Annotated in this window: 17 protein-coding genes; 4 read left to right on the plus strand and 13 right to left on the minus strand. The window is 70.2% G+C overall.

The window, feature by feature from the left end; all coding sequences use genetic code 11:
* Positions 1-17: 17 nt before the first annotated feature.
* Entirely contained in the window at positions 18-881 is an 864-nt protein-coding gene (locus ACFY0P_RS29340) for an aminoglycoside phosphotransferase family protein (protein WP_388919421.1), read from the plus strand.
* A gap of 302 nt (positions 882-1183) precedes the next feature.
* Positions 1184-1459, plus strand: a complete 276-nt coding sequence (locus ACFY0P_RS29345) for a hypothetical protein (protein WP_388919424.1) — start codon at positions 1184-1186, stop codon at positions 1457-1459.
* 45 nt (positions 1460-1504) lie between these two features.
* Here the strand turns inward: ACFY0P_RS29345 and ACFY0P_RS29350 are convergent, their stop codons facing one another.
* From ACFY0P_RS29350 to ACFY0P_RS29410, 13 genes are all read right to left on the minus strand, one after another.
* Positions 1505-1912 carry a nuclear transport factor 2 family protein gene (locus ACFY0P_RS29350; protein WP_388919427.1) on the minus strand — a complete coding sequence of 136 codons (408 nt, stop codon included), beginning with the start codon at positions 1910-1912 and terminating at the stop codon, positions 1505-1507.
* Positions 1913-1914: 2 nt separating this feature from the next.
* Positions 1915-2721, minus strand: coding sequence for an MBL fold metallo-hydrolase (locus ACFY0P_RS29355; RefSeq protein WP_388919430.1), 807 nt, complete (start codon positions 2719-2721; stop codon positions 1915-1917).
* Positions 2722-2765: 44 nt separating this feature from the next.
* The gene (locus ACFY0P_RS29360) at positions 2766-3383 is read right to left on the minus strand and encodes a DsbA family protein (protein ID WP_388919433.1); all 618 of its coding nucleotides are present in this window, start codon (positions 3381-3383) and stop codon (positions 2766-2768) included.
* Positions 3384-3556: 173 nt separating this feature from the next.
* Positions 3557-4066 (minus strand): MarR family winged helix-turn-helix transcriptional regulator, encoded by a 510-nt coding sequence (locus tag ACFY0P_RS29365; RefSeq protein WP_388919436.1) that lies wholly within the window; start codon positions 4064-4066, stop codon positions 3557-3559.
* Positions 4067-4273: 207 nt separating this feature from the next.
* On the minus strand, positions 4274-5083 hold the full coding sequence (locus ACFY0P_RS29370) for a carboxymuconolactone decarboxylase family protein (RefSeq protein ID WP_388919439.1): 810 nt from the start codon (positions 5081-5083) through the stop codon (positions 4274-4276).
* On the minus strand, positions 5076-6554 hold the full coding sequence (locus ACFY0P_RS29375; protein WP_388919442.1) for an aldehyde dehydrogenase family protein: 1479 nt from the start codon (positions 6552-6554) through the stop codon (positions 5076-5078). The genes ACFY0P_RS29370 and ACFY0P_RS29375 overlap by 8 nt, the downstream gene beginning before the upstream one ends.
* A 36-nt stretch (positions 6555-6590) precedes the next feature.
* A complete protein-coding gene (locus tag ACFY0P_RS29380) occupies positions 6591-7439 on the minus strand; it encodes an NAD(P)-dependent oxidoreductase (protein ID WP_388919445.1) in 849 nt (282 codons plus the stop codon).
* Positions 7436-8215, minus strand: a complete 780-nt coding sequence (locus ACFY0P_RS29385) for an SDR family oxidoreductase (protein WP_388919448.1) — start codon at positions 8213-8215, stop codon at positions 7436-7438. The genes ACFY0P_RS29380 and ACFY0P_RS29385 overlap by 4 nt, the downstream gene beginning before the upstream one ends.
* The gene (locus tag ACFY0P_RS29390) at positions 8212-8997 is read right to left on the minus strand and encodes an SDR family oxidoreductase (protein ID WP_388919450.1); all 786 of its coding nucleotides are present in this window, start codon (positions 8995-8997) and stop codon (positions 8212-8214) included. The genes ACFY0P_RS29385 and ACFY0P_RS29390 overlap by 4 nt, the downstream gene beginning before the upstream one ends.
* Positions 8998-9038: 41 nt before the next feature.
* Positions 9039-9704, minus strand: a complete 666-nt coding sequence (locus ACFY0P_RS29395) for a TetR/AcrR family transcriptional regulator (protein WP_388919453.1) — start codon at positions 9702-9704, stop codon at positions 9039-9041.
* Positions 9705-9828: 124 nt separating this feature from the next.
* Positions 9829-10065: a ferredoxin gene (locus tag ACFY0P_RS29400; protein ID WP_388919456.1), complete on the minus strand. Its 237-nt coding sequence runs from the start codon at positions 10063-10065 to the stop codon at positions 9829-9831.
* Positions 10065-11258, minus strand: a complete 1194-nt coding sequence (locus tag ACFY0P_RS29405) for a cytochrome P450 (RefSeq protein ID WP_388919459.1) — start codon at positions 11256-11258, stop codon at positions 10065-10067. The genes ACFY0P_RS29400 and ACFY0P_RS29405 overlap by 1 nt, the downstream gene beginning before the upstream one ends.
* 23 nt (positions 11259-11281) lie before the next feature.
* Positions 11282-12118, minus strand: coding sequence for a mycofactocin-coupled SDR family oxidoreductase (locus tag ACFY0P_RS29410; protein WP_388919462.1), 837 nt, complete (start codon positions 12116-12118; stop codon positions 11282-11284).
* Between the two features lie 484 nt (positions 12119-12602).
* Here ACFY0P_RS29410 and ACFY0P_RS29415 point away from each other — a divergent pair, with 484 nt between their 5' ends.
* Complete coding sequence (locus ACFY0P_RS29415) at positions 12603-13196, plus strand: TetR/AcrR family transcriptional regulator (RefSeq protein WP_388919465.1); 594 nt, start codon at positions 12603-12605, stop codon at positions 13194-13196.
* Between the two features lie 760 nt (positions 13197-13956).
* Complete coding sequence (locus ACFY0P_RS29420) at positions 13957-14565, plus strand: TetR/AcrR family transcriptional regulator (protein WP_388919469.1); 609 nt, start codon at positions 13957-13959, stop codon at positions 14563-14565.
* Positions 14566-14696 lie beyond the last annotated feature (131 nt).

Genomic DNA, 14696 nt, shown 5'->3' on the forward strand with positions numbered 1-14696 from the left:
CTGTGACAATTCAGCGCATGCCCGCCGCGGAGGTTTCAGTCTCTGTCGACCTGGTGCGCCGCCTACTCGACGAGCAGCAGCCCGACCTGGCGGACCTGCCCATCGAGGTGCTGGCCAACGGCTGGGACAACCTTGTGTGTCGGCTGGGCGAGGAGTTCCTCGTACGGTTGCCGCGGCGCGCCATGGCCGCTGAGCTCGTCGCGCACGAGCAGCGGTGGTTGCCGGAGTTGGCCGGCCGCCTGCCCTTGCCTGTGCCGGCGCCGGTGCGTATCGGGCAGCCGACGGCTGAGTACCCGTGGGCCTGGAGCGTCGTGCCGTTCTTCCCGGGCCTGATCGCTGCGCGATCGGAGCCCGACGACCCCTGGTCGGCCGCGACGACGCTCGGCGGTTTTCTTGATGCGCTGCACGTCCCGGCTCCATCACAGGCGCCCGTCAACTCGTTTCGCGGGATACCGCTGGCCGGACGCACCGAGGGCGTCCTGGCGGGGCTGGCGCACGTCGACCAGGCCGAGCGCGCCACCGCACTGCAGATCTGGGAAGCGGCTGCCGCCACGCCCGCTTGGGACGGGCCGCCGGTGTGGCTGCACGGGGACCTGCACCCGGCCAACATCCTGGTCGACCGCGGTCGGATCAGCGCCGTGATCGACTTCGGTGACATCACCTCCGGAGATCCCGCCGCTGACCTGTCCGTGGCCTGGATGCTGTTCACGGCGGAGCAGCGTGCCGCCCTCCGCCAGGCGTATGGCCGCGCGGACGATGCCACCTGGGAGCGAGCCCGCGGGTGGGCGCTCGCTCTGTCCCTGGTCTTCTTGTCGCACTCGGCGGACAACCCGCTGATGCGCGGTATCGGCGAGCGCGCCTTCCGATCGGTGCTGGAATAGCGGGCGGCTTTCAGGTTCGGCCTGGCAGAGCCCGGAGCCGTGCGCTCCAGGGCGCTTGACCTGCAGGAGCGGCCGGTGCGGGTGACGAGCGGTTCTTCTCGATGCTGCGCGCCTGGCACCGGGCCCGCCGCGGCAGCAGCGCCGACACCGCTACCTTCATCGCCCACGCCGCCTGCTGCATGCCTGCGACAGCAGAGCCACTGCTGCGCGCCTGGCTCTACGACACAAACACACCTACGCCTTCGCCACCGGCTGCGCTGGGCCCAGACGAGAATCAATGTCGCCGCGGGCTTCTGGGCACCATGTGGGCGGCCAGGCTGGACCTGACGGAAGTTGTCCAGGACGATGTCGACCACTGGCTGGCGGCGGGCCGCAGCACCCGTTACGAAGTCGGCGACTTCCTCGTCCGGGCCGCACGCCGCAGCCACGGCCCAGACCTCGTCGTCCCCGTGCGCCCCCGGCCGGACCCCGCCGCCCTGGACGAGGAGTCCCACTGGGAATTCCTCCGCCAGTGCCTGAACGACACCGCCTCCCGCTCGACGTCCGCGCGGCCGGCACACCCCGATCACCGGCTCTGACCTGCCCGGACGCGGCCTTCTCCAATACCCTTGGCGGGCCGGGCATCACGTCATGGCGTCGCGGACGAGCGCGGTGTCGACGAACTGTTCAAAGCGCACGATGACTCCTCCGCGTACGACGAAGTGGTGCGCGACGCGGACGTCGATCGGCTTGCGGGTGGCCTTATTGACGGCGGTGTAGCGGGCGAGGACGACGACGTTCTCACCGTCGACGACGTAGGTGTCGTCGTGGGCGGTCCAGTCGTCCCAGTCCTCGCCGAGCTTCTCCATGACGTGGGAAGTGACGCTGTCAGGGGTGCGGTAGGTGCCGGCGAGCGGGAAGCCGGCCATCTCCTTCCACTCCACGTCGGGGGCGAGGGTGGCTCGCAGTGCTTCCAGGTCGCCGTCCGCGGAGGCGAGGTACTGGCGTCGTACGACGTCCGCGGGAGCGGTGGAAGTGGCGAAGTCGCTCATGTTCAGCCCCACTTCATCTCGCCCTTGGCGACCTTCGCGCCTATCTGGGCGGCGATCAGCATGCCGTTGTCCGGGTAGCGGGCCACGAGCGCCTCGGCGAGCGCGGCGCCGTCGGCGGCCTTGCCCAGCTCGTCCTCGAAGGCGAGGAGGTAGTCGCGGGTGGCGGTGATGGCGGAGGTGTCCGCCGCCGCACCGGGCAGCCGGTGGCCGGGTACGACCAGCTCCGGGTCGAGAGCGGCCATCTCGTCCAGCAGCGAGATCCACCCGGCACGGTCGTCGGGGGTGGGGGTGTCGGCGACCCAGACGTGCTCCTGCTGGAAGAGCAGGACGCCGCCGAGGAGAGCGCGGTGCTCGGCCTGCCACAGGTAGTGGCGGTCGGGCAGGCCGGCCGGGCCGCCCTTGAGCTCGAAACGGTGGCCCTCCAGGGTGAGGTCGCCGGTCAGCGGGGTGAGGTCGACGAGCCGGGTGGGCAGGTTCGGGCCGAGGGCCGCCCAGGCCTTGAGCTTGCCCTCGTAGGAGTGGGCGATGTGCTCGATGACGATCGGGGTGGCGACGAAGACGGCGTCGGGGAAGGCGTCGGCGAGGACCTCGGCGCCGAAGTAGAAGTCGGGGTCGCCGTGGCTGACGAAGACGGTGGTCAGCTTCTTGCCCGAGTCGAGGATCGCGGCGGCCAGGCGGTGGCCGTCAGCGCGGGTGAACGCGGCGTCCACCAGCAGCGCCTCGTTCTCGCCGGTGACAAGGGTGGCGGTCTTGTTCTTGCTGCCTACGGGGAAGTCGAGGTCAAGGACCTGGAAGGTCAGGGTGCTCATGGATGACTCCTTGCGGGGAGAAAAGGCGGGTGGGGACGGAAGGCTCAGGGGGTACGAAGGGCCGCCAGCCGTCGGTCGACCTCGTCGGCGGTGGCATGGCCCCGGGCCACGGGAGTGACGGAGTCGCCGTCGACGGCCAGCAGTGTGGGAAAGCCCGTGACTCCCAGCGAGGCGCTGCGGTGGAAGTCGGCTGCCGCCGCCATCCTCGACTCGGCCCCTTCGAAGGCGGTGACCACGGCGTCGGCGTCCAGCCCGGCCTCCTCGGCGACCTTCCGGTAGGTCGCGGGGTCGGAGAGGCTCAGGCCGTCGACGTAGAAGGCCCGTTGCAGGGCGACGGCCAGCTTGGCCGCGTGGGCCGGGGCGGCCTGGCGCAGGGCGGCGACACCGCGCGCGGCGGCCTCCGAGTCCATCACGAACGAGCCGTCGGCGATCAGCCGCTCGTAGCCCTCGCCGAACTCCGCACCGGTCAGTTCGGCGATCTGGGCGTTCGCGCCCTGGACATAGCCGAACTCGCGGATCGGTACCCGGCGTGATCCCGTGAACAGGCCACCGGACACGACCTCGACGGGCAGTGCGGGATGGCGGGAGGCGACCTCGTTCAGCGTTCCGGAGAACCCGTGAGACCAGCCGCAGTAGGCGTCGAAGACGTAGACGAGCTGCATCGAGAACCTCGGCAGACGAGTGGCGCCCGCCGGGCGCGAGCGGTTTACCTGAGAACACAGTAACTGACGTGTCAGGTATTTATCCCTGTGACGGCCGCCACGCTTGCCCTCGGGCATGTCGGTACATCGGCGAAACCGTCCGGCCGCACCTTCGGCGGGACCGCCGGATTCCGTCAGGGCAGGCGGGGAAGCGCGTCCCGCGCGGAGTGGCTGAGGATCCGAAGGTCCTCCGCGAACCGATCGCGGTCCTCGGGAGGCAATGGGGTCACGAAGTAACGCCGGATGTTGTCCCTGTGCAGCCGGGCCGCCGTTACGGTGGTCTCCTCGCCGACCGGCGTCAGACGCACCAGGCGACCGCGTCGGTCACCGGGATCCTCGGCCCGCTCGACCAGCCCGGCCGCCTCCATCCGGTCGACCAGGCGCGTCACCCCGCCTGTCGTCAGCACCTGCTCCTGGGCGATGGCCCGCATCGACAGCCCGGGGTCACCCGCACGCCCGAGGATGAGCAGCACCTCGAACATCAGATGGCTGATCCCGCACTCCCGCTCCAGCGAACGCCCCAGGATGTACTCCAGCCGGTTCGCGGCGCCCTGCAACCGTCCGAACGCCAGCACCAGCGCGTTGTTCGCGGCGTCCTCGGGAGTCGAGATCTCCGCTCCTTCATCGCCGCTGTGTTCCTCCATGCCATGCATCCATTGATCATGCCTTGGGGGACGCTCCAGGCCAACGCACCGTAGAGGTACGTGTTGCCGATGCGAGATCAGGCACGACGACAGTGTGGCGCGCCTCGGGATGAAACAAGGGGGGTGCCCGTAGCACCCCTCCGCGTCACCACGACGAGGGCGCGAAGCACACGGGTCGGTTCAAGCGGATTCGGGACGCCCGCTTCGTCAGTCCGGCTTGGCGGCCCACGCCGCCTCGACCGCGTCGGCCAGAGCCTCACCCTTGGCGAAGCCGTAGTAGGCGGCGAACTGCAGCACGATCTCGTCCATCTCCTCCTTGGTGATGTCGCCGGAGTGGAGCGCGGCGGTGACGTGCGACCGCAGCGGGACGGGCGAGTCGTCGAGGGCGACGCAGGCGACGGTGATGATCCGGCGCTCGCGACGGGTCAGTCCGGGGCGCTGCCAGACGTGACCGAAGACGAAGTTCAGGATGCCGGCGTGCCGGTAGGGCGAGTTGGCGGGCGGGGCCGGCACGAGGTTGACGTCGATGAACTCCTCGACGCCACGCTTGAGTCGTTCCTCCCATGTGCCGGAACCGAGCGTGTCGTTGCCCAACTGCGGCCAGGGCGGCGCCTGTTCGCCGCGTTCGCGGTGGACGCGGTCCCACTGCCGGGCGATGGCACCCTCCAGATGGGACGCTTTGGGCCAGCCGCAGTACACCGCGAAGTGCAGGACGAACTCCAGCATGGCCTCCAGGCCGATGTCGCCGGACGCGAGCGCCGCGTGGACGTGGTCCTCGATGGGCTGGGGCGCGTCGGCCGCGGCCACGCAGGTCAGGGTCACCCAGCGGCGGTCGCGGCGGCTCAGGCCGGCGCGTGACCAGACCTCGGTGTAGAGGAAGTCGCGTGTGGCGCGACCGAACGGGGTGCTCGCCGCCCGGGGTTCGTGGTCGGGCAGCACCTCGGTCAGGGTGCGTGCCACGGGGGTGTCGTCCATCTCGGCCTCCAGGGACGGGAGTTCTGGTGCGTCGTCACGCACGGATGAAGACGTTCTTGGTCTGGAGGAACTCGTAAAGGCCCTCCTTGCCGCCTTCACGGCCGTAACCGCTCTGCTTGTAGCCTCCGAAGGGGGCGCCCGGCGGCTGGCCCGAGGCACCGTTGACCAGCACGGTGCCCGACTGGAGCTGCGGGACGACACGCTGGACGCGCGAGACGTCGTGGGTGTACAGGGTGGTGCCGAGGCCGTAGGAGGTGGAGTTGGCCAGCTCGACCGCTGCGTCCTCGCTCTCGAAGGGGATCATCAGGGAGAGCACGGGGCCGAAGACCTCTTGCTGGCCGACCTCACTGAATGGGTCGACATCGGCGAGGACGGTCGGGTCGATGAAGTAGCCGTCGCGGTTGTCCGATGGCAGGGTCGAGCGATCGGTGGCGTGGCCGCCGACGATGACGCGGCTGTCCTGGGCTGCGCGGTCGATCATGCCGAGGATGCGCTCGTGTGCCGCCTTGCCGACCACCGGTCCGAGGGCGGTCGTCTGGTCGAAGGGGTCTCCGACACGCAGGGCGGTGGCCGCCTCGCCGGTGGCTGCGACCACCCGGTCGTACACGTCGCGGTGCACCAGCATGCGGGTACTGAGGTTGCAGCCCTGGCCGGAGAGCTGGAAGCAGGAGCGGACGGTCTCGGCGACCGCCTCGTCGAGATCGGCGTCGGCGAAGACGATGCTCGCCGTCTTGCCGCCGAGTTCGAGCAGGACGGGCTTGAGGGTGTGGCGGGCAGCGTCGAGAATCTTCCTCGCGGTCGGGATGCCGCCGGTGAAGGAGATCTTCGCGACGTCGTGGTGCCGGACGAGCCGGTCGCCGGCTTCCGGGCCGCCGGGCAGGATGTGCAGCACGCCCGGGGGCAGCCCGGCCTCCAGGGCGATCTCCGCGAACCGGGCCACGGTGAAGGGGGCCAGGTCGGGAGCCTTGACCACCACGCAGTTGCCCGCCGCGAGAGCGGGGGCGATCTTCATGCCGACCGATACGATCGGCCCGTTCCAGGTCAGGATGACACCGATGACGCCGTAGGGCTCGGGGACGGTGTAGTCGAGGCCTTCCGTCACACGCGGGCTCGGTGGGATCGTCGCCCCCTCCAGTTTGTCGGCCCAGCCCGCGTAGTAGCCGAACCACCCCGCGGACAGGTAGGCCAGCGCGGCCGATGTCCGGATAGGGACGCCCAGTTCGAGGGTGTTGAGGCGAGCCAGCTCGGGCACGCGCTCCAGCATCAGCTCCTCCACCCGTTGGAGGATGCGGCGGCGACGGTCGGGGGACATCGCCCGCCACTCGGGAAATGCCCGCCTCGCCGCCGCGACGGCCGTGTCGATCTCCGGTGGCCCGGCCAGCAGGACCGCTCCGTTCGTACGGGCGGTCGCGGGGTTGATGTGGTCCTGCTGGCCGGCGGAGGTGTTGTCGAGCCAGGTGCCGTCGACGAGGGGGCTGGTGGTGCCGAGGTCGTGGGAGAGGGATGTGGTCATGTCGTGCCGCCTTGGGTCGTCCGGGTGGGGCGGTGATCAGGGCGCCGGGAACTCGCCCAGCTTCGACAGGGTGTGGGCGGTGAGGTCCGCGAGCGCCGGGGGGTGAGGGGCCCGGGCCGTGTCGGCGACGTCGAGCAGGAGGTTGACGTCCTTGCGCAGCAGCGGCAGGGCCCGGCGCAGCCCGGCGGTGTCGAACCCGGACGCGGCGAGGATGGCAGCCGCGCGGCTGCCTCCCGTACCGTGGGCCAGAACCTGCGCGACGGCGCCGCGGTCCATGCCCAGGCCGTCGGCCAGGGCGAAGGTGTCCAGCGCCAGACCGGCCTGGGCGGTGAACACGAAGTTGTTGAGCAGCTTGGCGAGTTGGCCGCTGCCCAGCGGGCCGAGATGGATCACCGGGTCGGCGAAGGTGTCGAACACCGGCCGGCAGCGGGCGACGTCCGCCTCCTGTCCCCCGGCCATGACCAGCAGCCGGCGCTGGGCGGCGGCCCCGCCTCCCCCGCTCACCGGCGCGTCCACCACGGCGATATCCCGCTTGGCGGCCTCGTCGGCGACGCGCCGGCAGGTGTCGGGGTGGACGGTGGAGTGGATGACGACGACGCCGCCGGGGGCCATGCCGGTCAGTACTCCGTCGGGCCGCAGCAGCACGTCCTCGACGTCCGTGTCCGCCACGACGCACAGGCACACGATGTCGCTGGCACCGCCGAGGGCGGCCGGTGTGGTGGCCACGGTGGCGGCGGTGTCGGTGAACGCGTCGGTTGCTGTACGGCGGCGCGCCCACAGCGTCAGGGGGAAGGCCTCCTCGGCGATCCGGCGGGCCATCGGGGCGCCCTGGCTGCCCAGTCCGATGAAACCGACCCGTGTCGCGGGTCCCCTCGCGCCGGTCACAGCCGGGTGACCCAGCCGCCGTCGACGCTGATGGTCTGCCCGTTGATCCATTCACCCGCCGGGGAGGCGAGCAGAAGCAGAGTGCCGAGGAGGTCTTCGGCGGGCGCGGACTTCTTCCCCGGGATGGCGGCCGTGAGGGCGGCGCGTGCGGGGTGGTCGGCGGGCAGGCTGCGGAGACCGGGCTCGTTCTCGACCAGGCCGGGGGCGATGGCGTTGACGTTGATGCCGTGCGGGCCGAGGGAGCGGGCGAGGCCTGCGGTGACGTTGACGAGGGCGAGCTTGCTGACGCCGTAGATGCCGCCGCCCATGAAGGCACCGGCGGAGACCTGGTTGATGATCCGTCCGCCGCCGCGCTCGACCATCGACGCCTTGACGGCGCCCGCGCAGACCACGGCGCCGAACACGTTGACGCGCATGACGCGGTCGAACCAGTCGCCGGGCAGGTCCAGGATGTCGACCTGGGGGATCTCCGCCATGAGGGCGGCGTTGTTGACCAGGATGTCGATGCCGCCGAACGCGGCGGTGGCCTTGGCTGCCATCTCGGCGGCGGAGGCGCGGTCGGTGATGTCGACGCGCACACCGAGCGCGTGCAGTCCGTCGGCGGCCAGGGTCTTGGCGGCCTGCTCGGCGCCGTCGCCGTTGAGGTCCGCGAGGACGACACGAGCACCGGCCTCCGCCAGTGCCCGGCCGTAGACCTGGCCGATGGCGCCCGCGCCACCGGTGACGACGGCGACCTTGCCGTCCAGGCGAAGCCGGTCGAGTGTGCTGCTGCTCATGGGGTGTCCTTCGTCAGGCGGGACAGGTAGGCGTCGACATCGGCACCGCGCTCGCGCAGTTCGTCGGCGGCTTCCGGTGCGGTGAGGATGAGGAAGCGGTCGTGGCTGACCCCTTCGACGACGAGTTCGCCGACCGCGTCGGCGTCCAGAACGGGAAAGTCGGGTCCGCGAGGCGGTGCCGGTTTCCCGTAGAAGGTGATCTGCTCGACGATGTTGGTGGCCACGCCGGCCGGGCACAGGCAGGAGACGCCGATACCGCGTGGGCGCAGGTAGAGCGCGAGTGCTTCGGACAGGCCGACGATCGCGTGCTTGGTCGAGGTGTAGGGAAGCCGGTCGTATCCGTAGGGCAACAGCCCCGCGGTGGAGGCGGTGTTGACGATGTGCCCGGCCCCCTGTTCCAACAGGCCCGGCAGGAATACGAGGTTGCTGCGGACGACGCCCAGCAGATTGACGTCGACGACGCGTTGCCACGCTGCCAGGGGGATGTCCTCGACCGGTCCGACGGCGAGGATGCCGACGTTGTTCATCACCAGGTCGATACGGCCGAAGCGGTCGAGGGCCAGCTCGCGGACCGCCACCAGGTCGTCGAGGCTGGTCACGTCGCAGACGGCGGCGACGGCCCGGGCCCCGAGTTCACCGGCGACCGCGTGCGCCCGCTCGCGGACGAGGTCGGTGACGACCACCCTCACGCCGCGCCGGGCGAAGGCGTGGGCGGCGGCGCGGCCGATCCCGCTTCCCGCGCCGGTGACGACCGCCACGGAGTTGTGCAGATCGATGCTCATCGGATTTTCGTCTCCCCGCTCGCGGGTGGGAACGCGGACGATCAGGGGTGCAGCGGCAGAACCGGCTCGCTCGGATCGTGCTCGCTCAGCACGGACGAGGTCGCGGCGGAGACCGGAGCCTGAAGGAAACCGATCAGGCCGTCCAGAAGGTCGCCGACGTGCACGGCGAAGGGCAGCACGCTCCCGCCACGGGAGCGGGTGCGCTCGCGGTGGGCAGCGGCGTGCACGCCGAAGGCCAGTGCCTGCGTGATGCGATGGCCGCGCAACCGCTCGGGAAGGTGTGGCAGTAGCGCGCCGACCCGGTCGACGAAGTCGATGGTCGGCGCGCTCAGCTCGGCCGAAAGGCGTTCGAAGACGTCTCGGCGGCCGTACTGCTGGAGCATCGCCACGAAGCTGAGGTAGTGGCTGCCCTCCTGCTCGCCCTGTTCCAGAACGGGCAGGATGTGGCACTCCACCCACGACCTGAGGCTGTCCGGGCGCCGACGCGCGACCAGCAGCCCGCGTCGCTCGTTCAGGTACGGCAGGCGGTACTCGAAGATCTCCTGGACCAGTCGCTCCTTGGTTCCGAAGTGGTACTGCACCGCCGTGTTGTTGCCGTTCCCGGCCGCCGCGCTGATCTGACGCAGAGACACCCCGTCGAGGCCGTGCTCGGCGAAGAGCCGCTCGGCGGCCAGGACGATCTGTTGCTTCACGGGCGGTTGAACCACGACACCAGACTCCCTGGAGAATAACGCTCCCGAGATTCGAGAACTTCATTTCCGTATGGCAGGAATCTAGTTGCGTCCTGGTGTGAAGTCAACTGCCTTAGGGGTAAGCGGGCTTGAGACAGGTTCAGGCGACGTGTGGCGGGAAGACCCGCTCGCCGCTGTCAGCGTTCTTGATGCCGATGGCTTCGATCGGGCAGGACTCGGCCACCTCCAGCACCTCCTCGGATGCCGGGAGGGTGGCGGACCTCGCGTGCCCCTGACCGTCCTCGTCGAGCTCGAACTCCTCGGGCGCGGAGGCGGCGCACAGGCCCGTGCGGACGCACACCCGTTTGTCGACGCTGACCGTCCACCGTTCCGTCATCACCGGGCTCCTTCGATGACGAGCGGCAGGGTCTTCCAGCCGCGGACGGTGGAGGTCTGCGCCAGTTCCGCGTGGTCCCAGTCGATGTCCCAGCCGGGGAACCGCTCGAGGATCTCCTCCGCGGCCACCCGGCCCTCCAGCCGGGCCAGGGCCGCACCCAGGCAGTAGTGGGCGCCGACGCCGAAGCTCATGTGCTGGGTGACCCGGTGGATGTCGAAGCGGTCCGGGTCGTCGAAGCGCCGAGGGTCGCGGTTGGCGGCGGCCTGGATGAACAGGATGGCGCTGCCGGCCGGGACCGTGCGGTCGTAGAGTTCGACGTCCTTGGTGACGTAGCGCGCGGTGAACGGGCCGGTCGGCTCGAAGCGCAGGATCTCCTCGATGGCGTTGGGGATGAGCGAGGGGTCGGCCGCCAGCTCCCTGCGTGCCTGCGGGTAGCGGGCCATCAGAGCGCCGAACCAGCCGATGAGGCGGCCCGTCGTCTCGTTGCCGGCGCCGGCGACCACCGTGCAGTAGGTCAGGACCTCCTCGTCGGTGAGGGTGCGGGTGACGCCGTTCTCGTCCTCGAACTCGGCGGTCATCAGTTCGGTCATGAGGTCGTCGGACGGGTGCTGCTTGCGCCACTCGATGTAGTCCCGGAAGGCGTCCGTGCTGAGGATGTCCTCGTGGTTGATCTTTCCGCCGCCCTCGGTGCCGAGGGTGTCGTCGGTGTAGTCGCGGATGGCGGGCTGGTCGGACTCCGGGATGCCGAGCAGCATCCCGATCACCCGCATCGGCATCTCGGCGCCGACTGCCTCGACGAGGTCGAACCGCTCGGCGCCGGTGACCGGTTCGAGCGCGCGCCGGCAGAAGGCCCGTACCCGGGGCTCCAGGGTGGCGATCCGCCGGGGCGTGAACACCCGGGCGAGCAGGCGGCGGTGGATGTCGTGGACGGGCGGGTCCTCGAAGATGAGGGTCCCGGGCGGGAGTTCGATGTCCGCCTGGATGATCTCCAGGATGTCGCCACGGGAGGAGGAGTAGGTCTGCCAGTCAGCCAGACCGCGCTGGACGTCGGAGTGGCGGCTGACGGCGTAGAAGTCGTGCTGCTCGTTGTAGTAGAGCGGCGCTTCCTCGCGCAGCCGTGCGTAGAGGGGGTAGGGGTCGCGGGCGAGGGCGGGGTCGAAGGGGTCCCAGTAGATCGTGTCAGCGGTGGTCATGGGCACAACTCCTCTGCTGCGGTTCACTTGAGCAGGGCGCCTGCATCGATCGGCAGGGTGACGCCGGTGACGAAACGGGACTCGTCACAGGCAAGGAAGAGAACGGCGTTGCTGATGTCCACCGCCTCCACCCACGGTGTGGGCAGCACGTGCATGGCCTGGGACACCGCCGCGAAGTCGTCGGCGGTGGGGTTCTCCAGGTCCGGGCGGAACATCCGGTAGGTGCCCTCGTGCATCACCATCGGTGTGTTGACCTGGGTCGGGTGAACCGTGTTGACGCGAATGCCGTACTGGCCCAACTCCCCCGCCATGGTGCGCATCAGACCCACCACACCGTGCTTGGCCGCGATGTAGTGGCCGATGTTGGCGTAGCCCTTGAGACCGCCCACCGAACTGGTCAGGACGACCGAGCCGCCCCGGCCACCCGCGACGATGTGCGGGGTGGACACCTTGGCGGACAGCCATACGCCGGTCAGGTTGACATCGATCATGTCCCGCCAGGTCTTCTCCTCCATGGCGTCGAGCGTGGCGCCGTCACTGCCGAGGCCCGCGTTGCCCACCACGATGTCCAGACGGCCGAACTCGGCGACACCGTCGTCCACGGCGGTCTTGAGCGCGTCGTGGTCGCGCACATCCGCCTGCACGGCGTGGATCCGTCGCCCCAGCTTCTGCACCTGGTTGACGGTCTCCTCCAGGTCCTCGGGTGTCGACATGGGGAAGGTGACGCCGTCGAGCTGCTTGCACACGTCGACGGCGATGATGTCGGCGCCCTCCTCGGCCAGCCGTACGGCATGGCTTCGGCCCTGGCCGCGGGCGGCACCGGTGATGAAGGCGACCTTGCCTTCGACTCGTCCGGGCATGAGATACCTCGATTCCTTGGTGGGGTGGTGGGGATCCGGCTGGGGTGACGAGAGCGGGGAGGCCTGGTCAGCGGGTGGAGCGTCGACGGCGGGCTGGACGAAGGCGGGCTCCAGGCTGCTCCCGCGATGTCCGCCGCCAGGTGGACGTCGACCGTCCCTGAGTACTGGATGCGGATCGCGGCGCCTTCGGCGCCGTGCAACGGGGACGGCGGCGATGCGGACGCGGGCCACAGGGGCGCGGACGAGGCAGGCGTGCCGGAGGCCGGGGGGCGAGGCAGGTGCCGGTTCCGGTCAGCCGGCTCACGTCCTCGAAGCGCGGGACAGCGCGGGACACAGGTGCCGGTGCAGCGATGCCGGAGGTCGCCTCGTCTGTGGTCCGCACCATCGGCCCGGTCCTCCGTTCGCGCGTTGAACGAATGTTTAACACGAGCGCTGAACAACTGTTTAACATCGCCCTCACGAGCCGTCAAGCACAATGAGCGGCATGACCGCACCTCGCCGTATGGGCACCGAGAACTCCAAGACGCGTCAGGTCCTGCTCGATGTCACCGAGCGGTTGATGCTCGAGGAGGGGTACGCCGCCGTCGGCATCCGCCGGGTGGCGCGCGAGGCCGACGTGGCACCGGCGCTGGTGCTGTACTACTTCCGCTCGCTGGACGATCTGTTCCTCGCCGTGCTCCGGCGGCGCGGCGACGCGGAAGTGGAGCGGGTGATCCGCCTTCTGGACGGCCCGCAGCCACTGCGCGCCCTGTGGCGCGTCGCCAGCCACCCGGGAAACGCACTGACCACGGAGTTCGCCGCCCTGGCCAACCATCGCAAGGCGATCCGCGCCGAGCTCGCCGCCCGCGCCGAGCACTACCGCGAGGCACAGTTGGAGGCACTCACCCGCCGACTCGCGGAGGCAGGCACCGCACTGCCGACCGAGGTGTCCCCCGCCGTGCTGCTCATGCTGACGAACGCCCTGGGCCGGATCCTGATGATGGAGAGCGCGATGGGCATGACGACCCGGCACGCGGAGGCGCTCGAGTTCGTGGAGCGGTTCCTGCAGCGGTACGAAGGCGCCGCCGCAGACGGATGAGACGGCGTTCGCCCCTCAGCGGCCGGCTCGGCGAAGATCCCCAGGTGGGCGCCGACAACCTTCCCGACCCGATCGAGGACGCGGCGACGGACCGACGGCCACACCCCGCTCCGCCCCCAGCCGACCGCGTCGCGGGAGCAGGCCGGGCGGGGCCCGCCCGGACGGCCGCGGCAAGCGGCTCGCCGATCCCGAGGCCGCGTCGAGGTCGCCCCCGTCCGCCAAGCGCCGACGGCCGCCGGATGCGGGGCGGACCCGGTGACACGATTCGGGTCACCGCCCACGTCCCGCCACCGGGTCCGCGGCCGGCTCGGCGGACACCATGCATCGAAGGCGGGCGTTCGGAATCGAGCGGACGAAGCCGACCGGACCGCTCCCCCCTCCGTTCGACTGCCTGCACCCCCGGACGCGCACCTGCCGACCCACGAGGGGCCGGGCAGGGGCGAACGGATCGGGGCGCCGAGGACCGAGAGGGCGGGTGTCCCATGCGCATGGGAGGATTCCTTCACCCTGGAACCAGCGCACACTGAGGCCTTCGCCCCAGGCGCCCACACCAACACTTACCAAGTGGTCGATTTCCAATGCGACACTAGGCCTGCACAGGAAGGGCGAAAAGAGTACGCTCGACGTTCGCAATCAGAGCGTTACCTCCACTCGACCCCGATGTGCGGCGCCTCAAATCCCGACCGTGTGGTAAATTTTTACGCCCGGACCGACCCTCACCACCGTCCGGACCAGCGCCGTCAAGGAGAGTGAGCGCACCGTGGGGCAGGCACGAGCCCGGGGACCGTACGCCAAGACGCCGGCCCGCAGGGCGGAGATCGTACGGGCGGCGCGCGACAGCTTCGCCGAGCGCGGCTATGCCAAGGCGTCCTTGCGGGATATCGCGGAACGGGCGGGCATCACCCACGCCGGGCTCCTGCACCACTTCCGCAACAAGGAGGAACTCCTTGCCGAGGTGCTCTCCGACCGCGACTCCGAGGAATGGCAGCGAGGCGTGGCCGAGGTCGACAGTCTCGACCGGCTCGGGCCCTATCTGGGCGAGTTGATGCGTCACCACCAGAAGGCCCCCGAGCTGATGCGCCTGTGGATCGAGCTCGCGGCGGCGGCCTCGCGGCCGGACCATCCCGCGCACACCTACTTTGTCGAGCGTTACGAACGCAGCCGCGCCCAGTTCGCCGACGGATTCCCCGACGAGACGTCCCGCGGCAAACTCCGCGACGGCGTCACCCCGCAGAGCGCGGCGGCCCTCTTCCAAGCCGTGCTCAACGGGCTCCAGCTGCAGTGGGTGCTCGACCAGGACCTCGACATCGTCGGACCGGTCACCGACTTCGTACGCCTGCTGTTCGAGCCCGACGACACCGAGGGCTGAACTCGAGTTCGAGCACGTCCAAGTCGGTGCAGTCCCTGCCGCGCACCGCAGCCCGGCAGTTGTGGACCCCAGCCCACAGCCCCGCCACGCCTGATGCGAAGAACGCCTGGACCGACGCGCCCGGAACTCCG

The organism is Streptomyces sp. NPDC001714 (genome assembly GCF_042892755.1).
GTDB lineage: Bacteria > Actinomycetota > Actinomycetes > Streptomycetales > Streptomycetaceae > Streptomyces.